Below are 24,525 nucleotides of genomic sequence, written 5' to 3'. Positions count from 1 at the left end.
TCTTGCTTGTGTTCCCAATCATGCCGTGCGGCGCAGTATCAGCAGATGACGTTGGCCCTGGCAACCTGGAACGGTCAAGGCTTGTGCGCTATCGAGGTGAAAATCTGTCGGCAATGCTACCAGCTCATCGGCGGGATGCAGCCCTTTCATCGCCAACCATCGCGTATCCGTGTCGCCCAGGTGCCGGGTCCACTCAGTAAAGTCTTCCAGACTGCTGAACGCTCGGGAAACGATTCCGGTGAAGGGTAGCTCAGGTTTGAACGCTTCCACACGGCTGTGGATAACTTCCAGGTTATCCAGCTTCAGCTCGAGTTTCACTTGAGTCAAAAAACGGGTTTTTTTGCCGTTGCTGTCGAGCACTGTGACTTTCATTTCAGGAAATAGGATCGCCAACGGAATACCGGGCATTCCGCCACCGCTGCCTACATCAAGCCAGCGATCGCCGGCGATGAAGGGCACTACGCTGAGGCTGTCGAGCAAATGCCGCGAGACCATTTCATCCGGGTCGCGTACAGCCGTGAGGTTGTAAGCCTTGTTCCACTTGATCAACAGCGCCAGATAAGCCAGTAACTGGCTGTGTTGGCTGTCGCTCAAGTCGACACCGAGTTGCTGGGCACCTCGGGATAACTCTTCGGCATGTTGCGGGGTGACCATAGAACTCAAGCGCTTTGCTCCAACTGACGGCCCGCGCCGCGTTTTTTCAAATGGATCATCAACAGCGAGATCGCCGCCGGGGTGACGCCAGGAATCCGCGAGGCCTGCCCGAGGGTCTCCGGACGAGTTATCCCCAGCTTGCTCTGGATTTCCTTCGACAGGCCGGAAATACCAACGTAGTCGATGTCTTCTGGCAATTTGGTGTCTTCGCTGGCGCGCAGCCGGGCGATTTCGTCCTGCTGACGGTCGATATAACCGGCGTATTTGGTCTTGATTTCAACCTGCTCGGCGACCTGTGGATCGCTACACCCATCACCGGTAATCGCTACCAGACTGGCGTAATCGATTTCCGGACGTGTCAGCAGGTTGAGCAAATTGTATTCGTGGGTCAGCGGCGTGCCGAAATGCGCGGAGATAGCATCTCCCTGCTCGGTGCCAGGGCGTACCCACGTGCTTTTCAGGCGCTGTTCTTCCAGCTCGATGCTTTCACGTTTGGTGCAGAAAGCCGCCCAACGCGCATCGTCGACCAGTCCCAGCTCACGGCCTTTCTCGGTCAGGCGCAAGTCAGCGTTGTCTTCACGCAGGATCAACCGGTATTCGGCTCGAGAAGTGAACATCCGGTAGGGTTCTTGCGTTCCCAAGGTAATCAGGTCGTCGACCAGTACACCGATGTACGCCTCGTCGCGCCGCGGGCACCAGCTGTCTTTGCCTTGGGCGCGGAGTGCGGCATTGGCACCCGCAAGCAAACCTTGGGCAGCGGCTTCTTCGTAGCCTGTCGTACCGTTGATCTGCCCTGCGAAAAACAGGCCGCCAATTACTTTCGTTTCCAGACTGTATTTCAAATCACGAGGATCGAAATAATCGTATTCGATGGCGTAGCCAGGACGAACGATATGGACGTTTTCCATCCCGCGAATAGACCGCACGATCTGCAACTGAACATCGAAAGGCAGTGAAGTGGAGATGCCGTTCGGATAGAGCTCGTGGGTGGTCAGTCCTTCGGGTTCGATGAAGACCTGATGACTTTCCTTGTCGGCAAAGCGGTGAATCTTATCTTCAATCGATGGGCAATAACGTGGACCAATACCCTCGATCACCCCGGAATACATGGGCGAGCGATCAAGGTTGGCCGCGATGATTTCATGCGTCCGGGCGTTGGTATGGGTGATCCAGCAGCTGACTTGCGCAGGATGCTGCTCTTTGGACCCCATGAACGACATGACGGGAATAGGCGTATCGCCTGGTTGCTCGGTCATCACCGAGAAATCCACCGAACGGCCATCGATGCGTGGCGGCGTACCGGTTTTCAAGCGACCTACCCGTAACGGTAACTCACGTAACCGTTGAGCCAAGGCAATTGATGGCGGATCGCCCGCACGCCCACCGGAATAGTTCTGCATCCCGATGTGGATAAGTCCACCGAGAAAGGTCCCTGTCGTCAAAACAACCGAGTCGGCCAGGAAACGCAGACCCATCTGTGTCACTACACCGTGAACTTGATCTTGTTCAACGATCAGGTCATCGCAGGCTTGCTGAAATATCCACAGGTTGGGCTGATTCTCGAGGATTTCGCGAACAGCCGCCTTGTACAGCACGCGGTCGGCTTGAGCGCGAGTAGCGCGAACGGCTGGACCTTTACGGCTGTTCAACACACGGAACTGGATGCCGCCTTTGTCGGTGGCAATCGCCATGGCGCCGCCAAGGGCATCGATTTCCTTGACCAAGTGGCTTTTGCCGATGCCGCCAATTGCGGGGTTGCAGCTCATCTGGCCGAGGGTTTCCACGTTGTGCGTGAGCAGCAGGGTTTTGGCACCCATGCGTGCCGACGCCAGTGCGGCCTCGGTACCGGCATGACCGCCGCCGATGACGATCACTTCAAAACGGGAAGGGAATTGCACCACGCACCTCGTGCCTGCTCTTGAGAAATAGGAATGGGAAATCAGGGCAGTCGGCAAGTATAGGGACTTCCCCCCCACGAAGGAACCTTCGTGCACAAAATTTAACCAGCTGTGGATGACTGGCAGATATAGAAATTAAAAAGAAAGAAATTTATAAATCTTTGTTTTTATGTTTATTTCTACTGAGCTACATTTCTGTGGATAAAATCTTACAGGCCTTTATATTCAATATGTACAGCGATTCAAAAGTCTGTGGTCATGTGCCTGTGAGGCCCTTGGATAAGTGGTTTAAGCCTGTGGATTAAACAGGTACTTGTCCACAGGGCGCTTTATCCTCTGTTTTTAGGCCTACTTATCAACCGAGCTGAGGGGCAGTTATTCACAGGGCTTAATCCACAAAAAAGCAGGCTGCTTGTTAAAAAAAAGGTACAGGTAGGCAACCGAGGCCAGAGTATTTCTGTTCAGTTGGATAAATGAGCGGCGGGGTTGGTTGTTGGAACGGGCTTGCCAGCGATCCTTTGATGCGTGGTGTCAGTACACAGCTATCGCGGGCAAGCGCATTCCTGTGAAGCAGGGAGTGTTATTTACCGATACAGAAACTGGAAAAAATTCGCCCCAGCAGGTCGTCTGAGCTGAAAGCGCCAGTAATCTCGCCCAGGGCCTGTTGTGCCTGACGCAAATCTTCAGCGAGGAGCTCACCGGCACCGGCAAGGGTCAATTGAGCACGGCCGTGCTCAAGCGACGTGCTGGCATGACGTAATGCTTCCAGATGTCGCCTGCGAGCGCTGAAGCTGCTTTCAGAGGTTTGCTCGTAGCCCATGCACTCTTTTAAATGGTTGCGCAGCAGTTCCAGACCTTCACCAGCGGCCATTGCGCTCAGGCTGATCGTCACGTGGCCATCGATGTTGCGCTCCAGGATGACGGGATCACCGCTCAAGTCAGCTTTGTTACGAATCAGCGTGACCTTCGCCGGATCTGGCCGCTGTTCAAGAAACTCAGGCCATAAGGCAAACGGGTCATTCGCTTCAGGTGCAGTCGCATCCACGACCAGCAAGACCCTATCAGCCTCACCAATCGCCTTTAACGCCCGTTCCACGCCAATTTTCTCGACCTTGTCGTCGGTATCACGCAACCCGGCTGTATCGACCACATGCAACGGCATGCCATCGATGTGGATATGTTCGCGCAAGATATCCCGGGTAGTTCCCGCTATCTCGGTAACAATGGCTGCTTCTCTGCCGGCCAACGCGTTCAACAAGCTCGATTTGCCAGCGTTGGGTCTGCCCGCAATAACGACCGTCATGCCGTCACGCAGCAGCGCACCTTGCCCGGCCTCACGCAAGACTGTGGATAACTCTTCGCGCACCGAATCGAGCATGCTCAACACATGGCCATCGGCAAGAAAGTCGATTTCCTCTTCGGGGAAGTCGATAGCAGCCTCGACATAGATCCGCAGATTGATCAGTTTTTCCGTCAAGTTATCCACACGCCGGGAAAAGGCGCCTTGCAAAGAACGCAGCGCATTACGTGCCGCTTGAGCGGAACTGGCTTCGATCAAGTCTGCTATCGCTTCAGCCTGCGCCAGATCGAGCTTGTCATTGAGAAACGCGCGTTCGCTGAATTCCCCAGGTCGAGCTAGCCGGCTGCCCAATTGCAGGCAGCGCTGCAGCAACATATCCAGCACGATGGGACCGCCGTGTCCCTGAAGTTCGAGCACGTCTTCGCCAGTGAATGAGTTCGGACCAGGAAAATACAGAGCAATGCCTTCATCGATCACCTGCCCCGTCTCATCGCTGAACGGGCCGTAATGGGCATAACGCGGTGTTGGCTCACGACCGATGATTGCTTGCGCTGCACTGCTTGCCAATGGGCCCGATATGCGCACGATGCCCACACCACCTCGGCCTTGGGCGGTTGCAATCGCAGCTATGGTTTCACGAGGGACGTTCATGGCCAGGCTCTCTAGGCAAATAGCGGATAGCAAAACGCCCCACGAGGGGGCGCTTTGCATGACTTACTAACAGGTTAGATCAAGCTTCCGCTTTCTTGGTAGCGGCTTCGATCTTACGTGTGATGTACCACTGCTGCGAGATCGACAGGCAGTTGTTGACTACCCAGTACAGCACCAGACCTGCAGGGAACCAGAGGAAGAAGAAGGTGAAGATGATTGGCATCAGCTTCATTACTTTTGCTTGCATCGGGTCCGGCGGAGTCGGGTTCAGACGCTGCTGGATAAACATCGTCGCGCCCATGACGATAGGCAGGATGAAGAACGGATCCTTGATCGAAAGGTCAGTGATCCAAAGCATGAATGGAGCCTGACGCATTTCCACGCTTTCCAGGAGAACCCAGTACAGCGAGAGGAAGACCGGCATTTGCACAAGAATCGGCAAGCAACCACCCAACGGGTTGATCTTCTCTTTCTTGTACAGCTCCATCATAGCTTGCGACATTTTCTGCCGGTCATCGCCATGCTGTTCTTTCAACGCCGCGAGTTTCGGTGCGACGGCACGCATGCGGGCCATGGATTTGTAGCTGGCTGCCGACAGAGGGAAGAAAATCCCTTTGATCAGCATGGTCAGCAGGATAATTGAGAAACCCCAGTTACTGACCAGGCTGTGGATATGTTGCAGCAGCCAGAAGATCGGTTGGGCAATGAACCAGAGAATGCCGTAATCGACAGTCAGTTCCAGACCTGGGGATAACTCTTTGAGCACCGCTTGGCTTTTTGGACCCGCGTACAGAGTGGCACTGGTTTGAGCGGTTGCACCGCTAGCAACGGTCAAAACAGGGCCAGTGAAGCCGATGATGTAGTTGCCTTGGCTGTCTTTACGCGTCTGCATGACATTGCTGTCGTTCTTGTTCGGAATCCAGGCAGTCACGAAGTAGTGCTGCAACCAGGCTACCCAGCCACCTTGAACGGTTTCTTTTAGCGCGGCTTTGTCGATGTCTTTCATCGACACTTTTTTGTAGGGTTCAGCAGGTGTACCCAATGCGGCGCCCAAATAAGTCGCCGTACCGGTCGCGGTGGTCGAAGACGGATCGCCACTCGAGTCACGCTTGAGTTGTGCAAACAGATTACCAGCCCATGGCTGACCGCTCTGGTTGTCGATCAGGTAGGTGACACCCAGATCGTACAGGCCGCGCTTGAAGGTAAAGCGCTTGATGTAATTGACGCCGGCATCTGTGAACTTCAGGTCAACGACCAGTTCATTCTGACCATCGGCCAGTTGATAAGTCTTTTGTACGCTGGTGTAAACAGGCCGACCTGATGCACGAGCATCCGGACCGTTGGTACCTGTCAGCCCGCTTTGTGCCAGATAAGTCCGCTCGCCGCCGTTATCGAACAGCTGGAACGCAATCTCCGGATGGTCTTGGCGTCGTGGATAAAGGGGCAACCGCAACTGTGCGACATCACCACCTACCGGGTCGATCTCCAGATTGAGCACATCCGTTTTTACCTGGATGAGATCTTTACTGATGGCGACTTGTGTTTCAGTCGGAGCAGCGGCGTCAGTGTTGGCGCTCGGAACATCGGCACTTGCAGAAGCATTCGAACCAGTCGCCGTATCCGGTATACCCGAAGCGGTGGTACTGGCAGCAACACTCTGAGTCGGCAGGGCAGCCTGACCATAGTCCTGGTTCCATTTCAGGACCCCGGCATAAGTCACGATTGCCAGGGCGACGATCAGGATCGTGCGTTTTATATCCATGATTACTCGGCCATCGAAGAGGAACGGGAGGTAGGAACGGGTGGAACCGGGTCAAAACCACCGGCATTCCACGGATGACAGCGACCTAAACGACGAAAGGCCAGCCAGCCACCGCGTAGAAGGCCATGATTTTCGATGGCTTCATACGCGTAGCAGGAACAACTGGGGTAGAAACGACAGTGGCTGGCCATTAGCGGGCTAATGGCATAGCGATAGAACTGGATCGGAACGAGTGCCAGTTTACGCATCTGGACTGTCTACCCCTACAGTTTCGGTTTTAACTTCTGGAGCTGGTCGGCTGCGTGCCAAACGTTTCCAGAGTTTGCCGAAATGCTGAATCAATTCGGGGTTTTCTATCTCACCCAAACCTTTGCGCGCGACGATTACGATATCCCAGCCGACCAAATCATCTTGGTGCAGGCGAAAGGACTCGCGCATTAGGCGTTTCAAGCGATTGCGCTCAACGGAGAGCTTTACGCTCTTCTTACCGATCACTAACCCCAAACGGGGGTGATCCAAGTCGTTGTTGCGCGCAAGGAGCAAGAGATTTTTCCCCGGAACCTTGCCGGTGGGGGAGTCAAAGACTGCCTTGAAGTGTCGGGGTGTCAGAAGACGCTTTTCCCGACTGAAGTCTCGACTCACCACCTGTGCCGAGTTATCAAACTGCCAAACGCTTACGGCCCTTGGCGCGACGACGCGACAGGACTGCACGACCGTTTTTGGTGGCCATGCGAGCACGGAAACCGTGAGTGCGAGCGCGCTTGATGGTGCTGGGTTGGAAAGTACGTTTCATGGCGTGTTACCTGGTTCGTCCACAACGGGCCGGAATGGCCCCCGTTTTAAGAGACCGGGGATTCTAGAGAAAGCAAGCCTCTAGGTCAATTTCCAACCAGCGTTTCCTTCATTTACTTCTCAACAGCCTTTTTCTCAGGCGTGCCGTTTTTGTCTGAGAAACCAGGACCTACCTTGTGATCAAATATAGAAATAAAGAAGGAAAGTATTTAAAGCTCTTTTGTAATGCTTATAAAAGCTAGGGAAGGCATCTTCTGTGGATAACCGCCTATAGCCCTTTAAAATCAATGTGTACAGAGGATGATAATACGGTTGAGAAACGGTGCTCTACCTGTGCTGCACTGTCGGATAAGCTGTGCATGGAATGGCCTCTTATCCACAGGCAGGTTATCCACAGAGTTCAGACCTGACTTATGCAATGGGCTGAAGCACGCTTATCCACAGAGCTTATGCGCACGCCGTTGGTCGCGTAATTTCTGGATAAGGCCTTGATTCATCGTGATCTCAGAGCAACCTACATGTGGATAAGTCGGGCGCTGATCGTTACAATGGCGGCTGTTTTTGCCTCACCGGCTTTCAACTTAGGGGATATCCGTGTCAGTGGAACTTTGGCAGCAGTGCGTGGAGCTTTTGCGCGATGAGCTGCCTGCCCAGCAATTCAACACTTGGATCCGTCCGCTACAGGTCGAAGCCGAAGGCGACGAGTTGCGTGTCTATGCACCGAACCGTTTCGTTCTCGATTGGGTCAACGAAAAATACCTGGGGCGCTTGCTTGAACTGCTCGGTGAGCATGGGCAAGGACTCGCGCCTGCGCTTTCCTTATTAATAGGCAGCAAACGCAGCTCTGCTCCGCGTGCAGCTCCCAATGCACCATTGGCTGCTGCGGCGTCCCATGCTGTTACGGTCAATCAGGTTGCCGCGTTGCCGGTTCAGCAGACCTCTTCGCCAGCGCCTAGCCAAACGATTGCGGTCAGCGATGAGCCTTCGCGTGCGAGCTTTGACCCCATGGCTGGCGCTAGCTCTCAGCTGGCGCCGGCGCGTGCCGAGCAGCGTACCGTTCAGGTCGAGGGCGCACTCAAGCACACCAGCTACTTGAACCGGACCTTTACCTTCGAGAATTTCGTCGAGGGTAAATCCAACCAGCTGGCCCGCGCGGCGGCCTGGCAGGTTGCGGATAACCCTAAGCATGGTTACAACCCATTGTTCCTTTATGGTGGGGTGGGTCTGGGTAAAACCCACTTGATGCATGCTGTGGGTAACCATCTATTAAAGAAGAACCCGAATGCCAAGGTTGTGTACCTGCATTCGGAGCGCTTTGTGGCTGACATGGTGAAAGCGCTGCAGCTCAATGCCATCAACGAGTTCAAGCGTTTTTATCGTTCAGTTGATGCGTTGCTGATCGATGACATTCAATTTTTCGCCCGCAAAGAGCGTTCCCAGGAAGAGTTTTTCCATACGTTCAACGCCTTGCTTGAAGGTGGTCAGCAGGTCATCTTGACCAGCGACCGTTACCCGAAAGAAATTGAAGGCCTTGAAGAACGGTTGAAATCTCGGTTTGGCTGGGGGTTGACGGTGGCCGTTGAGCCACCGGAGCTTGAGACCCGCGTGGCAATCTTGATGAAAAAAGCGGATCAGGCGAAAGTTGATCTGCCCCATGACGCTGCCTTTTTCATTGCGCAACGTATTCGTTCCAACGTACGAGAGCTCGAAGGTGCCCTGAAGCGGGTGATCGCTCACTCGCACTTTATGGGACGCGATATCACGATCGAATTGATTCGTGAATCGCTGAAAGATTTGTTGGCGTTGCAAGACAAATTGGTCAGTGTGGATAACATTCAGCGCACCGTGGCTGAGTACTACAAGATCAAAATTTCTGACCTGCTTTCCAAACGACGCTCACGTTCGGTTGCACGTCCTCGACAAGTCGCGATGGCGTTGTCCAAAGAATTGACCAACCACAGCTTGCCTGAGATTGGCGATGTGTTTGGCGGACGCGACCATACGACCGTTTTGCATGCATGCCGAAAAATCAACGAGCTTAAGGAATCCGACGCGGATATTCGCGAGGACTACAAGAACCTGCTGCGGACACTCACGACCTGATGACACCAGCGCAGCTTATTAAGGCAAGGGACTAGACCATGCACTTCACCATTCAACGCGAAGCCTTGTTGAAACCTCTGCAACTGGTCGCCGGCGTCGTTGAACGCCGACAGACCTTGCCAGTGTTATCCAACGTGCTATTGGTTGTAGAAGGCCAGCAGTTATCGCTGACGGGTACCGACTTGGAAGTCGAGCTGGTAGGCCGTGTTCAGTTGGAAGAGCCCGCCGAGCCAGGCGAGATCACTGTTCCTGCGCGCAAACTCATGGATATTTGCAAAAGTCTGCCCAATGATGCGTTGATCGATATCAAAGTCGATGAGCAGAAATTGGTGGTAAAAGCGGGACGCAGCCGTTTTACTTTGTCCACATTGCCTGCCAATGACTTCCCAACAGTGGAAGAAGGTCCTGGGTCGCTGACGTTCAATCTGGTGCAGAGCAAGTTGCGCCGTTTGATCGAGCGCACCAGCTTCGCCATGGCGCAGCAGGACGTTCGTTATTACCTCAACGGTATGTTGCTCGAAGTGCACGCTGGCGTGCTACGTGCCGTCGCAACTGATGGTCACCGTCTGGCAATGTGCTCCATGACGGCCGAGATCGAGCAAGTTGATCGTCATCAAGTGATCGTGCCGCGTAAGGGCATCCTTGAACTGGCGCGACTGCTGACTGAGCAGGATGGGATTGTGAGCATCGTCCTGGGCCAGCATCATATCCGTGCTACCACAGGCGAGTTCACCTTCACCTCGAAACTGGTCGATGGCAAGTTCCCTGATTACGAACGCGTTCTGCCTAAAGGTGGCGATAAGTTGGTATTGGGTGATCGTCAGGCATTGCGTGAAGCGTTCAGCCGCACGGCGATTCTGTCCAACGAAAAGTATCGTGGTATCCGTTTGCAGTTGGCCAATGGTCAATTGAAGATTCAGGCGAACAACCCTGAGCAGGAAGAGGCAGAAGAAGAAGTCGGCGTCGATTACAACGGCGGCCCACTGGAAATTGGTTTCAACGTGAGTTATCTGCTCGACGTGTTGGGCGTGATGACAACTGAGCAAGTGCGTCTGATTTTGTCTGACTCCAACAGCAGCGCGCTGGTGCAGGAATCGGATAACGATGATTCCGCTTACGTCGTTATGCCGATGCGTCTGTAACTCCCAATGTCCAGCAGAGCCTAGATGTCCCTCAGCCGCGTCTCTGTCACCGGGGTGCGCAATTTGCACCCGGTGACGCTCTCCCCTTCCCCCCGCATAAATATCCTTCACGGCGCGAATGGCAGTGGCAAAACCAGTGTACTGGAAGCCATTTATTTGCTCGGTCTTGCTCGCTCATTTCGCAGCGCACGATTGCTGCCCGTGATTCAGTACGAGCAACCCGCCTGCACGGTTTTTGGTCAGGTTGAACTCGCTCAAGGTGGGCACAGCAGTCTGGGTGTGTCGCGGGATCGCCAGGGGGAGTTTCAGATCCGTATCGACGGGCAGAATGCGCGAAGTGCAGCACAGCTGGCTGAAGCGTTACCTCTGCAACTGATTAACCCCGACAGCTTTCGACTCCTTGAAGGTGCTCCCAAGATCCGACGTCAGTTCCTCGATTGGGGAGTGTTCCACGTGGAACCTCGCTTTATGTCGACGTGGCAACGCTTGCAGAAGGCCCTGCGGCAGCGGAACTCATGGCTGCGGCATGGTACACTTGACGTCGCTTCACAAGCGGCTTGGGACCGGGAGTTATGCCTGGCCAGCGCTGACATCGATGAATATCGTCGAGCCTACATCAAGGCTCTAAAGCCAGTTTTTGAAAAAACCTTGAGCGAGTTGGTTGAACTTGAAGGTTTAACCCTGAGCTATTACCGCGGTTGGGACAAGGAGAAAGAGCTGAGTACAGTGCTCGCGTCTTCCCTACACCGCGACCAGCAAATGGGGCATACCCAGGCCGGACCGCAACGAGCTGATTTGCGCCTTAGATTGGGCGCTCATAATGCCGCTGAAATTTTATCTCGTGGCCAGCAGAAGTTAGTGGTCTGCGCTCTGCGCATTGCTCAAGGCCATTTGGTCAGCCAGGCACGGCGCGGCCAATGTATTTATCTGGTGGACGATTTGCCGTCTGAACTGGACGAGCATCATCGCCGCGCGCTTTGTCGCTTGTTAGAAGACTTACGCTGCCAAGTGTTTATCACCTGTGTAGACCATGAATTATTGAGGGAAGGCTGGCAGACGGAAACGCCAGTCGCTTTGTTCCACGTGGAACAAGGCCGTATCACCCAGACCCACGACCACCGGGAGTGAAGGCATGAGCGAAAATCAAACGTACGACTCCTCCAGCATTAAAGTGCTGAAAGGGCTAGATGCCGTACGCAAGCGTCCCGGTATGTATATCGGTGACACCGACGATGGCAGCGGTCTACACCACATGGTGTTCGAGGTGGTCGATAACTCGATCGACGAAGCTTTGGCTGGCCATTGCGACGAAATCAGCATCGTTATCCACCCTGATGAATCGATCACCGTCCGCGACAACGGTCGCGGTATTCCGGTAGACGTGCACAAAGAAGAAGGCATTTCGGCAGCTGAGGTCATCATGACCGTGCTGCATGCTGGCGGTAAGTTCGATGATAACTCTTACAAAGTATCTGGCGGCCTGCACGGTGTAGGCGTTTCAGTGGTAAACGCCCTTTCCGAATTGTTGCTGCTGACCGTACGTCGTAGCGGCAAGGTTTGGGAACAGACTTATATCCATGGTGTTCCACAGGAACCCATGCGTATCGTTGGCGAAAGTGATTCAACCGGTACCGAGATTCACTTCAAGCCATCCGACCTGACCTTCAAGAATATTCACTTCAGCTGGGATATCCTGGCCAAGCGTATTCGAGAACTCTCATTCCTCAACTCTGGCGTGGGCATCGTCCTCAAAGACGAGCGCAGCGGCAAAGAAGAGCTGTTCAAATACGAGGGCGGTTTGCGCGCGTTCGTTGAGTATCTGAACACTAACAAGACTCCAGTGAACCAGGTATTCCACTTCAACATCCAGCGCGATGATGGCATTGCTGTCGAGATTGCTTTGCAGTGGAACGATAGCTTCAACGAGAATCTGTTGTGCTTTACCAACAATATTCCTCAGCGTGACGGCGGTACTCACCTGGTAGGTTTTCGCTCGGCTCTGACGCGGAATCTGAACACTTACATCGAACAGGAAGGTCTGGCGAAGAAGCATAAAGTTGCCACCACCGGTGACGATGCACGTGAAGGTTTGACCGCAATTATTTCGGTCAAAGTGCCAGATCCAAAGTTCAGCTCGCAAACCAAAGACAAGTTGGTTTCGTCCGAAGTGAAAACTGCGGTCGAACAGGAAATGGGTAAACACTTCTCCGACTTCCTCCTGGAAAACCCGGGCGAAGCAAGAGCGGTTGTCGGCAAAATGATTGATGCTGCGCGCGCCCGTGAAGCGGCTCGTAAAGCCCGTGAGATGACTCGTCGTAAAGGTGCGCTGGATATCGCCGGTCTGCCAGGCAAGCTCGCTGACTGCCAGGAAAAAGACCCTGCCCTTTCCGAACTGTATCTTGTGGAAGGTGACTCTGCTGGTGGCTCCGCCAAGCAGGGACGCAACCGTAAGACTCAGGCGATCCTGCCGCTTAAAGGCAAGATCCTCAACGTAGAGAAAGCGCGTTTTGACAAGATGATCTCTTCGCAAGAAGTGGGCACCTTGATCACAGCGCTGGGCTGCGGTATTGGCCGCGATGAGTACAACATCGCCAAGCTGCGCTATCACAACATCATCATCATGACCGATGCTGACGTCGACGGTTCGCACATCCGTACGTTGCTGTTGACCTTTTTCTTCCGTCAACTGCCTGAGTTGATCGAGCGTGGCTACATCTACATCGCTCAACCGCCGTTGTACAAAGTGAAGAAAGGCAAGCAAGAGCAATACATCAAAGACGACGAGGCCATGGAAGAGTACATGACCCAGTCGGCTCTGGAAGATGCCAGCCTGCACCTCAATGAATCGGCTCCAGGGATCTCGGGTGAGGCGCTGGAGCGTCTGGTCAACGATTTCCGTATGGTCATGAAGACGCTCAAGCGCTTGTCGCGTTTGTATCCTCAGGAACTGACCGAGCATTTCGTTTACCTGCCGCCAATTTCGCTTGAGCAGCTTTCTGACCACGCGGGCATGCAGGCATGGTTGGCGCTGTTTGATGCGCGTTTGCGCGTCGGTGAGAAGTCAGGTCTGGTCTACAAAGCCAGCCTGCGTGAAGATCGTGAACGTAACGTCTGGCTGCCAGAGGTTGAATTGATCTCTCACGGGTTGTCCAATTACGTGACCTTCAACCGCGACTTCTTCGGCAGTAACGATTATAAAACCGTGACGGCTCTGGGCGCGCAAATAAGCACCTTGCTTGAAGAAGGCGCTTACGTACAACGCGGCGAACGCAAGAAGCCGGTCAATGAGTTCAAGGAAGCCCTTGCCTGGTTGATGGCGGAAAGCACCAAACGCCATACCATCCAGCGCTATAAAGGTCTGGGTGAAATGAACCCGGATCAACTTTGGGAAACCACCATGGACCCAAGCGTACGTCGGATGCTCAAGGTCACGATTGAAGATGCCATTGGTGCTGACCAGATCTTCAACACCCTGATGGGCGACGCGGTAGAACCACGTCGTGACTTCATCGAACGAAATGCCCTGGCGGTGTCAAACCTCGATTTCTAAGGGGCTTTAGGTTCTCAAAATAAATGAGAATTCTCACAAATAGTTGAATCACGCTACACAAAAAAGCCAACGCTTATTCAGCGTTGGCTTTTTTGTATCTGCGCGTTTGATAGATTTTGGATAAGCGATTCAGCTTTATAACGTCGATGATTTTTATAAGAAAAGACAGAGAGGAATCCCTATCCAAAACGTTATTCGTTAACTCGACTGTCGGCGCTGATTGACAACTGACTCACCCTGCCGATTGCAATTTAATCTAGGGCGGGCTGCTGATTCCACATTTTATGACCCATGTGCTCTTGCTCGAAAGCTGAGTGGGAGCAGCTGAACACTTGGGGCTGTTTTCAGCCGGCAGGACAGCTGTTACTAGATCAATTCACGGTCAGCCGCAACAGTGTGGTGCCAGATCGGCCAGCACCTGGCTGACAGAGCGACGGCCCTCGGGCTGACTGGAGAAGGGCAAGTGCAAGCGTTCCTGCAGCAGTGCCTGCATTGGCAAGGCATAGGCCGCGTCATCGTCGCTCCTGGCGAAATAGTGCAGGTGGGCGCTTCGATTCAATGATGTCAGGTTTTGAAATGCGCGCCCGCTTCCAGCGCCGCGCACCCCGGTGCTATCGGGCTGACGGTGATTTCTTTGATAGAGGCTGAGAGCATTCGGCAATCAGTGATTGTGTAGTTCATACGAGAATCAGCTTTCCTGGCTTAGCGGCGTTTCATGCAGGTAGATCCATTGGGCGTTGCGGTGATGCAGGCCAATGATCGCCACCGAAACCCTTGAGCTTTCGCGCTGGTCGAGGCGATGGGTTTCCTTGTAGCGGATCGCCACGCTGTGGCCTTCCTGCCAGACCGTCTGCAGATCGCTGATGACGATCTCCAGGCCTGGCTTGGCGCCGACTGCACCCCTGAACATCTGTTCGATCGTCGCCCGGCTGACGATGGCAGCCGAGGTGGTGACCATGGTGAAGTGCTCGGCGAATGCCGACATCAGCGGCTCGAGCGCGGCCTGCCCGTTACCGTTTGCGTCGGTGAACAGGGTGTGGATCAACTCGTGCACGTGATGAATGCTGTGGTGTGCCTGTTCAACTATTTTGTTGTGCATGACAGTCCTTTTGAGTGTTCAACTGACTCAGTTGAAAGAGTGGAAACAGGCCCACCAGTGCGGCGATGGCGAAAGTCGCGTGGTAGGCCTGGGTGGTATCGAAATGCTTCAAGAGCAGGTTGAAAACCATCAGGAAGAGGGCGGCGCCGATGCTGAATGACATCTGTCGGTTGATGTTCCAGATGACACTGGCCTTGTGGGTGTCGCCGCCCTCAAAGTCCATCAATGACGTGGTTTGTGCGGTGTTGGCACCGATGCCGCCGCCGACCCCCATCAAGCTGTAGGCGATGACAATCACCAAAAGGTCTGAGGGATCGTTCACCAGTAACAAGGTGGCGATGCCGGCGCTGTGCAACAGCATGCCGAGGGCAAACAGCCGCTTGGCGCCCATCCGGTTATAGACCCGGCCACAGATTAGCATCGCGATGAATGCGCCGATGGCGTACAGGATCATGAACATCCCTGTCAGTCGGGCGCTGAAGTGCAGGGTATTTTGCAGGAAGAAGATGCTCATCAAGTTGACCCCCGTGAACACACCGGGAATCGCGTAATAGATAAAGATGGAGGTGCTGAGTTTTTTGCTTTTGAGCAGGCTCAGTTCAATGATCGGATTTTTGCAGGTGCGGTAGTGCAGCCCGTACAGCACGACGAACGTAACGCCGGCCATGACGAAGAAGGCAGCCACCAGTGCCGGAGAGTCGCCGCCATACAACGACATACCCATCAGCAGGCTGCCGAGTGCAGCGCTAACCAGCAGCAAGCCCTTGATGTCCGGTCTAGGCAAACTCGTCGGTCGCGCTTCGTTGATCCAGAACCAGGACAGCAACGCCGCGATCAGCGAGAACGGAATGTTGCTGTAGAATACCCAGCGCCAGGAGCTGCTGTCGACGATGACGCCGCCGATCGTCGGTGAAATGGCTGGCGCTATCAGGGCAACGGCCATGACCAACGTGGATATTTTCGCGCGCTGCTCACCCTTGAACAGGTTGAACGTCAACGCCTGGCCGACAGGAATCAACAGGCCGCCGCCAATCCCCTGGACGAAGCGCCAGATCACCAGCTCGTTGAAACTGTTGGCCAGCCCACACATCCACACGGAGGCTGTGAACACGATCATCGAGGCGGTGAGGATTTCCCGATTGCCAAAACGACCGGCCAGCCAGGTGCTGACCGGGATGATCAGTGTCAGCCCCAGAATATAAGCGTTAGCCACCCAGGCAACGTCTGAAGTACTTACGTGCAGCGCCGCCGATATACTCGGTAATGCGACCGCCGACATAAAGATGTTAATGCAGTCTATAAAAAAGCCGATCAGGAATATTAGTGCAACTTTGTAGCGATAGGTCATGTTGTTTCCCCTTTGCCGCAAAGCATAGGGGCGGTCGACTTGAACTGTCGATACGACTATCCTTGAAACAATGTTTGACGGGATTTAACAGTGAGCCCTATTGCTATGCACACTCATCTTAATCGGGTCCAGACATTCCTGGCCGTGGTCGATTTTGGTTCTTACACCAAGGCTGCCAATTACCTGAGCATCAGCAAAGCCATGGCCAGCCTGCATGTCAAGGCGCTGGAGGACGTGCTGTCAGCGACGTTGTTGATTAGAAATACCCGAAATCTATCCCTCACCGAAATCGGTCAGGACTTTTATGAAGCATTCAAAGGTATTGTCGCGGACATCGATAACGCCTTCGATAATGTATTAAAAGGGCATAATCGGGTGTCCGGCAAGTTGCGCTTCAGTTCCACCAGTGAATACGGCGAGGCTTATATTCTTCCGTTGATACCGCAATTTATAGAGCGCTATCCGGAAATAAAACTCTGTTATAACTTTAACGTGTCACTCAATGATCTGGTGGCGGAAAAGTTAGACCTCGTTATCCGTTTAGGCAGTTTGGCGGACTCGGCTTTCAAGAGCCGTAAACTGGCGGATTATGAAATTGTCCTGGTGGCGACCGAGACGTTTCTTGCGCGTCACCCGGTGCAAACTCCTCAGGACCTGAATTCGGTGCCGTGGATCGCCAACAACAACCTGCAGGCACCGACCCAGTGGACGTTGCGCCATCCGCACTTGGGGACTGTCGAGATCAGCGGGATCAATCAGTTTGAATCCAATTCTTCCACGGCTATCCGCTCCATGACGTTGTCGTCGCTGGGCGTCTCGGTGCTACCCGCGTGGGTGGTCAAGGACGACATTGTCAGCGAGCGGTTGATTCGCCTGTTGCCCGATTATTCGTTGCCCTCGCAATCCGTCAACGTGGTGTTTCCCAACAGCCCGCATTTGCCCCACAAATCGAGGGCGTTCATTGATTTCCTGTTGCTGCATCTGGCGCAGTAAGTACCAAATAAAAGCCCCTGAATGAGAGATTCAGGGGCTTTCGTTTAACCGGATTTCCGATCATTGTGCGAATAAGCAAGAAAATCGCTCCGTTTTAGGACGCTGCGATTGCTCGAAAGTGTTTTCACACAACCTCGGCATGAAGCAGCCGCTTGAAAGCGTCTACGAAACTAAGGGCGATTCAAAAGCCAGGATCAGTAATGGCCACGTTGACAAATTTCGAGAAAGCACACATTTAGTTCATGACACTATTCGACTCCACTGCGTTCAAAACACACTCAGTGCAAGCTGGGCAAAAATCGCCCGTCACACCAGCACAACGCTTAGCGTTGGCTTTTTTATAACGAAAATTTAACCGGGGATGAACATTCCAACGGCTGCCGCTCCCATGACTGCCGTTGCTATCCAGCCGAGGATGAGCAGAGGTCGGCTTGCTGTAAAAGCACCCATTACAGATTTCTTCGAAACCAGGAGGAGAATGACAACCATCAGGGGCACGGCGACCAGACCGTTGATGACAGCGCTCCAGAACAACGCCTTCATTGGACTGATTGGCGAATACTGGATGCCGAGTCCGGCAAGTACGCTGATGGAGATGATGGCGTAGAACCCACGCGCATCATTCACTTTTCGTTCGAGGCCCTTCCTCCAGCCCATGGCTTCGGAAAGAGCATAGGCTCCAGAGCCCGCCAACACAGGCACGCCGATCATGCCGACACCGAGAATGCCAAGCGCGAAGAGCATGTAGGCAAAGTCACCGGCGAGCGGTCGCAGAGCACTTGCTGCCTGCGCTGCCGTGTTGATGTCGGTAACGCCAGACACGTGGAGCGTAACGGCGGTCGCAAGAATGATGAAGTAGGCGGTGAGATTGGAGTAGAGCATGCCGCTCCAGGTATCCCATTGGATGCGTCGGAGTTCCGGTGCGGCGGAGGGCGCATCGCGCAGGAGTGGCATGCTGCTTGAGTGTGCTTCCATGTCCTCAACTTCTTCTGAGGCCTGCCAGAAAAAAAGGTATGGACTGATGGTCGTGCCGAAAACCCCGACGACCATGGCAGCAGTGCTCGAGTCCAGGGTGATTTGGGGCCAGAACGTGTGTGTTGCGACCTGCCCCCAGGGAACATGAACCGTAAACAATACGGCGGCGTAGGCCAATAGCGAGACCGTCAGCCACTTCAAGATGAAGACGTAACGGTGATAAGGAACGAACAGCTGCAGCAGGATCGTCACGGACACAAAAAAAGCAGTCATGAGGTGCCGGTTGACGCCAGAAACCAGTTCCGCAACCTCGCCCATGGCAGCGACATCTGCGGCAATATTCAAGGTGTTGGCCACGAGCAGTAGACACAAAACGCACGGAAGTACGATGGGCGGGAACGCATCCTTGATATTGGCAGCGAGTCCTTTCCCTGTAACTCGGCCGATGTTCGCACACATCGATTGAATGGCGGCCATCAAAGGATAGGCCACGGGCATCGTCCACAGCATATCAAGGCCAAATTGCGCGCCAGCCTGGGAGTACGTAGCAATACCACTTGGGTCGTCGTCCGCCACACCGGTAATGAGGCCCGGCCCGATTCGCGACAACGGGTGCTCCTTCAGCCGCTTCCAAAGAACCCCACAGGTACGCATCAGTCGCACGACTTACTCCTGGGCTGCCCTGTGCAATAAGCTTTTAATGTCGAGAATGAAGCACTGAGATGTGTTCATTTCCTGTACCGGGGAACCGTAAGAATAATCACTCAGTGGGTTATAACGATCAAAAAATGAATGGGTTGAAAGCCACGGATAAAAAGTCAGACAAGCCCACGGCAGATCACCTAACGCACTCATATTCCTCCCCTGCAACCCAAGGTAAAACACGGTTACTTCATGACATTATTGGCGGAACTCAAAGAAACCATACACTAAGCAATGGCATTGTCAAATCACTGACTAAGACAGTGGAAAAACAAAATAAAGTCAAGTATTTGACTACTTGTAAGAGATTAATAGATGTTTTTTGATCAATCATTACCTCATTCTCAACAGGCATGGCCTGAGTGAAATACGATGTAATCGGTCATAAAAAAAGCCGGCCTCATGGGCCGGCTTCGTCACAATCCTGAAAACTTATGCACTTTTTTTGCTCATTAATCAGCTTAAGAAATAAGTATATAAATTAATAAGTTGGCGCGATTTTTTTAAAGGATTGCAAAAATGGTGCACAGGTTATCCACAGATCCTAAACAACCGCATTCTCTTCGCTCGGTGCTGGTGCAACCACTGACCCCATAGCGCGTTGCGTTGCTTCATTCCAGGCCGCGACCCGGTCATTAAGCGCTGCGATGGCGCGTGGGCCCGTGCCCTCGGCATACATAGGTTCGCCAATAACTAACTCAATGGTGCCCGGCTTTTTCGCCCAACCTTCTTTTGGCCAGTACTTGCCTGCGTTGTGTGCAATGGGCAGCACCGGCAGGTTTGCATTCACGGCCAGCGCTGTGCCACCTCGGGAGAACTTACCAATCTGTCCAAAAGGAACGCGAGTACCTTCCGGAAAGATCAACACCCATACGCCATCCTTGAGCAGTTCATGGCCTCTTTTGGCGACATGCTTGAGTGCCGCTTTTGGATTGTCACGGTTGATCGCAATCGGCCGTAGCATCGCCATCGCCCAACCGAAGAACGGGACGTACAACAGCTCACGCTTGAGCACCTGGCTCAGAGGTTCGAAGTGCGCCGAGAGGAAGAAGGTTTCCCAGGTGCTCTGGTGATTGGACAGAATCACACAGGGCTGTAGCGGGATATTTTCCTGACCTTTTACTTCGACATGAATGTTCAAAAACACCCGCGTCAGCCACAACGCACAGCGGCACCAGTACACGTTGATAAAACGGTAGCGGGCGCGGAAAGGCAAAAACGGGGCGACAAAGAAACTCAGTGTGCACCACAGAAGAGAAGTGGTGCACAACAGCAGGTAAAAGAAGAAGGTTCTGATTGCCTGCATGATCGACATAGGAGCTTTTACCGTTGCGGGCGATGCCCGTCTATTTACAAGTGTGGATAAGTTCTGCGGCAACCGCCGCCAGATCGTCAAAAACCAGAGTGCCTGGGGGCAAAGGGTTCCCCATTGTTTTGAGACCTTTACCGGTCTTTACCAAAACTGGTTGAGAGTCGACGGCCAGCGCCGCCTCCAAGTCACCCTTACTATCGCCAACAAACCAGATGCCCGCCAGATCTACCGCGTAATGATGGGCAATCGCTTTGAGCATGCCCGGTTTTGGTTTGCGGCAATCGCAGCCTTCATCCGGACCGTGTGGACAAAAAACGATCAGGCCGACTTCACCACCCTGCTCTGCCACCAGATGGCGCAAGCGCGCGTGCATGGCTTCGAGTGTGGCGACATCGTAAAACCCGCGGGCAACGCCGGACTGGTTAGTGGCGACGGCCACCGTCCAGCCGGCCTTGCTCAGGCGTGCAATAGCCTCGATCGAGCCCGGAAGGGGAATCCACTCCTCCACCGACTTGATGTAAGCGTCGGAGTCATGATTGATTACCCCGTCCCGGTCCAGAATCAGCAGCTTCAAGCCTTGCCCCTTCAACATCATCCCAGCAGCGAAATGTCGGCAACGCCCAGGAACAGGCCGCGTAAGCGAGCCAGCAAGGCATAACGATTGGCGCGTACGCTGGCATCTTCAGCATTGACCATCACGGCTTCGAAGAACGCATCGACTGGCTCGCGCAACGCAGCCAAACGAGCCAGTGCTTCACTGTACTGACGCGCTGCGGCCATCGGTTGCACCGCTTGGTCCGCTTGCTGAATCGCCGAGTACAACGAAAACTCGTGCGCGTTATCGAAGTATTTAGGTTCGACGGTGCTGGCGATATTGCCTTGCGCCTTGCTCAACAGGTTCGACACACGCTTGTTCACCGCCGCCAACGCGGAAGCTTCAGGCAGCTTGCGGAAGGCTTGCACCGCTTGAACCCGCTGATCGAAATCAAGGGCTGAAGCCGGTTGCAGAGCCCGTACCGACAGATACGTAGCGACTTCGACACCTTCATCTTCGTAACGCGCACGCAGGCGGTCGAAGATGAACTCCAGCACTTGTTCGGCCAGGCCGGCGGGTTTGATCTTCGCACCGAACTGAGTCACGGCGAAGGTCACGGTCTGCACCAGATCGAGGTCCAGCTTCTTGTCGATCAGGATCCGCAGCACGCCCAACGCAGCGCGGCGCAGTGCATACGGGTCTTTGCTGCCGGTGGGCAACATGCCGATACCGAAGATGCCGACCAGCGTGTCGAGCTTGTCGGCCATGGCGACGGCTGCACCGGTCAGAGTGGTTGGCAGTTCGGCGCCAGCACCACGAGGCATGTATTGCTCGTTCAGTGCCAGTGCGACGTCTTCAGGCTCGCCGTCGGCCAAGGCGTAGTAATAACCGGCAACACCCTGCATTTCAGGGAATTCGCCGACCATCTCGGTCGCCAGATCGCACTTGGACAGCAAACCTGCACGTGTTGCGCGCTTGGCATCGCCACCAATGCGGGGGGCGATGAAGGCAGCCAGTTTCGATACGCGCTCGGCTTTATCGAAAACACTGCCTAACTGGGCCTGGAACACTACGTTTTGTAGGCGCAGATTGAAGGTTTCTAGCTTCTGCTTCTTGTCTTGCTTGAAGAAGAATTCGGCGTCGGTCAACCGTGGGCGAACCACTTTTTCGTTGCCGGAAATGATTTGCGCCGGGTCTTTGCTCTCAATGTTGGCCACGGTGATGAAGCGTGGCAGCAACTTACCGTCGGCATCCAGCAGGCAGAAATACTTCTGGTTGTCCTGCATGGTAATGATCAGTGCTTCTTGCGGCACGTCGAGGAAGCGTTCTTCGAACGAGCACACCAGCGGCACAGGCCATTCGACCAGCGCGGTGACTTCATCGAGCAGGCTTGGCGGCACAATCGCGGTGCCTTCCTGCAGTGTTGCCAGTTCGGCGACGCGCTTGCTGATCAGCTCACGACGCTCGGCGAAGTCAGCCAATACGTGGGCGCCACGCAAGTCTTGCAGGTAGTTGGCAGGCGAAGTGATGCGCACGCTTTCCGGGTGATGGAAACGGTGACCACGGGAGTCACGGCCTGCGGTCTGAGCAAGGATGGTGCAATCGACCACTTGATCGCCAAACAGCATGACCAGCCATTGGGTTGGACGCACGAACTCTTCTTTGCGCGCACCCCAGCGCATGCGCTTGGGGATCGGTAGGTCGTTCAGAGAGTCTTCAACGATGGTTGGTAGCAGACTCGTCGTCGGCTTGCCGACGATGTTCTGACTGAACCGCAACTTCGGCCCGCTCTGATCGATCTCGCTCAGTTCTACGCCGCACTTCTTGGCGAAGCCCAGTGCGGCTTGAGTCGGATTGCCTTCAGCATCGAAGGCGGCCTGGCGTGGTGGACCGTCGAGGTTGACGCTGCGATCCGCTTGTTGCGTAGCGAGTTGGGTAATCAGTACGGCCAGACGACGCGGCGCAGCGTAGACCTGTTTGGCGCTGTAGCTGAGGCCAGCGGCCTGCAAGCCTTTTTCGATGCCCGCGAGGAACGCGTCACCCAGAGCGCCAAGGGCTTTGGGTGGCAGTTCTTCGGTGCCCAATTCAACCAGGAAATCTCGAGCACTCATTGTGCAGCCTCCAGCTTAGCCAACACTTCATCACGTAAATCGGGGGGTGCCATCGGGAAGCCCAGCTTGGCTCGGGCTTGCAGATAGCTCTGCGCTACCGAACGGGCCAACGTCCGTACCCGCAGGATGTACTGCTGACGCGCGGTGACCGAAATCGCCCGACGTGCATCCAGCAGGTTGAAGGTGTGCGAGGCCTTGAGGACCATTTCGTAGCTTGGTAATGGCAGCTGGAGCTCAATCAGGCGACTGGCTTCGCTCTCATAGAAATCAAACAGTTCAAACAGTTTCTCAACGTTGGCGTGTTCGAAGTTGTAAGTCGATTGCTCGACCTCGTTCTGGTGGAACACATCGCCGTAGGTCACTTTGCCGAACGGGCCGTCGGTCCAGACCAGGTCATAGACCGAATCCACACCTTGCAGGTACATGGCCAGGCGTTCCAGACCGTAGGTGATTTCACCGGTCACCGGGTAGCACTCAATGCCGCCTGCTTGCTGGAAGTAGGTGAACTGGGTGACTTCCATGCCATTGAGCCAGACTTCCCATCCCAGACCCCAGGCGCCAAGCGTTGGCGATTCCCAGTTGTCTTCGACGAAACGAATGTCATGCACGAGTGGATCAAGGCCAACGTGCTTCAGGGAGCCGAGGTACAGCTCCTGGAAGTTGTCCGGGTTAGGCTTCAATACCACCTGGAATTGGTAGTAATGCTGCAAGCGGTTCGGGTTTTCGCCGTAGCGGCCATCAGTCGGGCGTCGGCTGGGCTGCACATAAGCGGCGTTCCAGGTTTCCGGGCCGATGGCGCGCAGAAACGTAGCGGTATGGAATGTGCCGGCGCCGACTTCCATATCGTAGGGCTGAAGCACCACACAACCTTGCTCGGCCCAGTATTGTTGAAGGGCGAGGATCAAGTCTTGGAAGGTACGCACGGCTGGCGTAGGCTGGCTCACGAAATTCACCTGTGCTGGGGCTGCGATTTAAAGAGCGGGAGTATACCCGATTCGGCCGCACCTCCACCCTTGGAGCCTTATGCCACGCTGCTTTTGGTGCAACGAAGATCCGCTATACATCGCTTATCACGATCAAGAGTGGGGCGTGCCGTTGCGCGATGCGCAGAAACTCTTCGAGTTGCTATTGCTCGAAGGGTTCCAGGCCGGTCTTTCCTGGATCACGATTTTAAAGAAACGCGCACGCTATCGTGAAGTCTTGTTCGGCTTCGATGTGCAGCGCGTGGCGCAGATGAGCGACGCTGAAATCGAAGCGCTGATGCTCGACCCCGGCATCATTCGCAACCGCCTCAAACTCAATGCCGCCCGGCGTAACGCGCAGGCCTGGCAAGCCCTGGAAGACCCGGTGGAATGGCTTTGGTCGTTTGTGGACGGGCAGCCAAAAATCAATCACTTCGAGGGTCGCAGCCAGGTTCCGGCCGTCACTCCTGAAGCTGAAGCGATGAGCAAAGCCCTGAAAAAAGCTGGCTTCACGTTTGTCGGACCCACGATTTGCTACGCCTTCATGCAGGCCGCAGGCATGGTCATGGATCACACCCTTGAGTGTGATCGATACGCCGTCTTGAGCCGCTGATGGTTACAATAGCGGCCTTGCGA

Annotated in this window: 21 protein-coding genes; 6 read left to right on the top strand and 15 right to left on the bottom strand. The window is 54.4% G+C overall.

Going from position 1 to position 24,525, the window contains the following annotated elements:
* Positions 1-18: 18 nt before the first annotated feature.
* From rsmG to rpmH, 7 genes are all read right to left on the bottom strand, one after another.
* Positions 19-654, bottom strand: a complete 636-nt coding sequence (gene rsmG / locus ACVBEG_RS24380) for a 16S rRNA (guanine(527)-N(7))-methyltransferase RsmG (protein ID WP_322278481.1) — start codon at positions 652-654, stop codon at positions 19-21.
* A gap of 5 nt (positions 655-659) precedes the next feature.
* The gene (gene mnmG / locus ACVBEG_RS24375) at positions 660-2,552 is read right to left on the bottom strand and encodes a tRNA uridine-5-carboxymethylaminomethyl(34) synthesis enzyme MnmG (protein WP_447108370.1); all 1,893 of its coding nucleotides are present in this window, start codon (positions 2,550-2,552) and stop codon (positions 660-662) included.
* Positions 2,553-3,132: 580 nt separating this feature from the next.
* On the bottom strand, positions 3,133-4,503 hold the full coding sequence (mnmE, locus tag ACVBEG_RS24370; RefSeq protein WP_322177112.1) for a tRNA uridine-5-carboxymethylaminomethyl(34) synthesis GTPase MnmE: 1,371 nt from the start codon (positions 4,501-4,503) through the stop codon (positions 3,133-3,135).
* Between the two features lie 79 nt (positions 4,504-4,582).
* A complete protein-coding gene (gene yidC / locus ACVBEG_RS24365) occupies positions 4,583-6,265 on the bottom strand; it encodes a membrane protein insertase YidC (protein ID WP_322177113.1) in 1,683 nt (560 codons plus the stop codon).
* Between the two features lie 2 nt (positions 6,266-6,267).
* Positions 6,268-6,513 carry a membrane protein insertion efficiency factor YidD gene (gene yidD / locus ACVBEG_RS24360; RefSeq protein WP_219063382.1) on the bottom strand — a complete coding sequence of 82 codons (246 nt, stop codon included), beginning with the start codon at positions 6,511-6,513 and terminating at the stop codon, positions 6,268-6,270.
* Positions 6,506-6,907 (bottom strand): ribonuclease P protein component, encoded by a 402-nt coding sequence (gene rnpA / locus ACVBEG_RS24355; protein WP_322177114.1) that lies wholly within the window; start codon positions 6,905-6,907, stop codon positions 6,506-6,508. The genes yidD and rnpA overlap by 8 nt, the downstream gene beginning before the upstream one ends.
* Positions 6,908-6,923: 16 nt before the next feature.
* A complete protein-coding gene (gene rpmH / locus ACVBEG_RS24350) occupies positions 6,924-7,058 on the bottom strand; it encodes a 50S ribosomal protein L34 (protein WP_002551315.1) in 135 nt (44 codons plus the stop codon).
* Positions 7,059-7,651: 593 nt separating this feature from the next.
* On the opposite strand from rpmH, the gene dnaA reads away from it, so the two are divergent.
* Genes dnaA through gyrB form a run of 4 tightly spaced genes read left to right on the top strand, consistent with a single transcriptional unit; the run spans position 7,652 to position 13,852 of the window.
* Positions 7,652-9,160 carry a chromosomal replication initiator protein DnaA gene (gene dnaA / locus ACVBEG_RS24345; RefSeq protein ID WP_330201280.1) on the top strand — a complete coding sequence of 503 codons (1,509 nt, stop codon included), beginning with the start codon at positions 7,652-7,654 and terminating at the stop codon, positions 9,158-9,160.
* Between the two features lie 38 nt (positions 9,161-9,198).
* Positions 9,199-10,302 carry a DNA polymerase III subunit beta gene (gene dnaN, locus ACVBEG_RS24340; RefSeq protein ID WP_322177116.1) on the top strand — a complete coding sequence of 368 codons (1,104 nt, stop codon included), beginning with the start codon at positions 9,199-9,201 and terminating at the stop codon, positions 10,300-10,302.
* A gap of 24 nt (positions 10,303-10,326) precedes the next feature.
* A complete protein-coding gene (gene recF / locus ACVBEG_RS24335) occupies positions 10,327-11,430 on the top strand; it encodes a DNA replication/repair protein RecF (RefSeq protein WP_219063378.1) in 1,104 nt (367 codons plus the stop codon).
* A 4-nt stretch (positions 11,431-11,434) separates the two neighbouring features.
* Positions 11,435-13,852, top strand: a complete 2,418-nt coding sequence (gene gyrB, locus ACVBEG_RS24330) for a DNA topoisomerase (ATP-hydrolyzing) subunit B (protein ID WP_322177117.1) — start codon at positions 11,435-11,437, stop codon at positions 13,850-13,852.
* Positions 13,853-14,234: 382 nt separating this feature from the next.
* Here the strand turns inward: gyrB and ACVBEG_RS24325 are convergent, their stop codons facing one another.
* The 3 genes from ACVBEG_RS24325 to ACVBEG_RS24315 all read right to left on the bottom strand — a co-directional run bounded on the left by ACVBEG_RS24325 (position 14,235) and on the right by ACVBEG_RS24315 (position 16,299).
* Complete coding sequence (locus ACVBEG_RS24325) at positions 14,235-14,411, bottom strand: hypothetical protein (protein ID WP_322218702.1); 177 nt, start codon at positions 14,409-14,411, stop codon at positions 14,235-14,237.
* A 129-nt stretch (positions 14,412-14,540) separates the two neighbouring features.
* The gene (locus ACVBEG_RS24320) at positions 14,541-14,951 is read right to left on the bottom strand and encodes a DUF4440 domain-containing protein (RefSeq protein WP_322177120.1); all 411 of its coding nucleotides are present in this window, start codon (positions 14,949-14,951) and stop codon (positions 14,541-14,543) included.
* A complete protein-coding gene (locus tag ACVBEG_RS24315; protein ID WP_322218704.1) occupies positions 14,932-16,299 on the bottom strand; it encodes an MFS transporter in 1,368 nt (455 codons plus the stop codon). Before ACVBEG_RS24315 ends, ACVBEG_RS24320 begins: the two co-directional genes overlap by 20 nt.
* Before the next feature lie 105 nt (positions 16,300-16,404).
* Between ACVBEG_RS24315 and ACVBEG_RS24310 the strand changes: the two genes are divergently transcribed.
* Entirely contained in the window at positions 16,405-17,292 is an 888-nt protein-coding gene (locus tag ACVBEG_RS24310) for a LysR family transcriptional regulator (protein ID WP_447108369.1), read from the top strand.
* A 351-nt stretch (positions 17,293-17,643) separates the two neighbouring features.
* Here ACVBEG_RS24310 and ACVBEG_RS24305 read toward each other — a convergent pair whose 3' ends face one another.
* From ACVBEG_RS24305 to glyQ, 5 genes are all read right to left on the bottom strand, one after another.
* Positions 17,644-18,921 (bottom strand): NRAMP family divalent metal transporter, encoded by a 1,278-nt coding sequence (locus ACVBEG_RS24305; RefSeq protein WP_322182963.1) that lies wholly within the window; start codon positions 18,919-18,921, stop codon positions 17,644-17,646.
* Positions 18,922-19,513: 592 nt separating this feature from the next.
* Complete coding sequence (locus ACVBEG_RS24300; RefSeq protein ID WP_322177124.1) at positions 19,514-20,284, bottom strand: lysophospholipid acyltransferase family protein; 771 nt, start codon at positions 20,282-20,284, stop codon at positions 19,514-19,516.
* A gap of 31 nt (positions 20,285-20,315) precedes the next feature.
* A complete protein-coding gene (gene gmhB / locus ACVBEG_RS24295; protein WP_323565628.1) occupies positions 20,316-20,873 on the bottom strand; it encodes a D-glycero-beta-D-manno-heptose 1,7-bisphosphate 7-phosphatase in 558 nt (185 codons plus the stop codon).
* On the bottom strand, positions 20,873-22,927 hold the full coding sequence (glyS, locus tag ACVBEG_RS24290) for a glycine--tRNA ligase subunit beta (RefSeq protein WP_322177126.1): 2,055 nt from the start codon (positions 22,925-22,927) through the stop codon (positions 20,873-20,875). The genes gmhB and glyS overlap by 1 nt, the downstream gene beginning before the upstream one ends.
* The gene (glyQ, locus tag ACVBEG_RS24285) at positions 22,924-23,871 is read right to left on the bottom strand and encodes a glycine--tRNA ligase subunit alpha (RefSeq protein ID WP_219063354.1); all 948 of its coding nucleotides are present in this window, start codon (positions 23,869-23,871) and stop codon (positions 22,924-22,926) included. The genes glyS and glyQ overlap by 4 nt, the downstream gene beginning before the upstream one ends.
* A 79-nt stretch (positions 23,872-23,950) precedes the next feature.
* Between glyQ and ACVBEG_RS24280 the strand changes: the two genes are divergently transcribed.
* Positions 23,951-24,502 (top strand): DNA-3-methyladenine glycosylase I, encoded by a 552-nt coding sequence (locus ACVBEG_RS24280; RefSeq protein ID WP_322177127.1) that lies wholly within the window; start codon positions 23,951-23,953, stop codon positions 24,500-24,502.
* Positions 24,503-24,525 lie beyond the last annotated feature (23 nt).

The sequence above is a fragment of the Pseudomonas sp. GG8 genome (assembly GCF_052976945.1).
This window is presented reverse-complemented; position numbering and strand designations above follow the sequence as displayed.